This window comes from Stenotrophomonas sp. GbtcB23 (genome assembly GCF_019091045.1).
In the GTDB taxonomy this organism is placed as follows: Bacteria; Pseudomonadota; Gammaproteobacteria; order Xanthomonadales; family Xanthomonadaceae; genus Stenotrophomonas; species Stenotrophomonas rhizophila_A.
Genome location: NZ_JAGXKC010000365.1, coordinates 1 through 279 on the forward strand (window position 1 = coordinate 1; position 279 = coordinate 279).

General features: G+C 65.6%; 1 protein-coding gene. It reads left to right on the forward strand.

Features of this window, described 5'->3' with window-relative positions; all coding sequences use genetic code 11:
* Position 1 precedes the first annotated feature (1 nt).
* A partial coding sequence (locus tag KVS69_RS19435) for a class I SAM-dependent methyltransferase (RefSeq protein WP_345776833.1) occupies positions 2-279 on the forward strand: 278 nt, incomplete at its 3' end.

Below are 279 nucleotides of genomic sequence, written 5' to 3' on the forward strand. Positions count from 1 at the left end.
GTTGGAGCTCGATGCCTTTGCCAAGGCGCGGCTAGGCTGGCGATTTGTCGGTGTTGATCCCTCACTTCCGATGCTCGAGCTTGCAGGGGGGTCCCTCGGTGCGACCGAGTCGCGCGCGTTGCTGGTGGAGGGCCTCATCGAGGATGCGCCGGTGCGGGAGTTCGATGGCGCCGCTTGCCTCCTGACGCTTCACTTCCTTGACCCTGATACGCGGCTGCAGACCCTGCGTGGGCTGTTCCAGCGCCTTCGGCCCGGAGGTGTGCTCGTGGTAGCCCATCA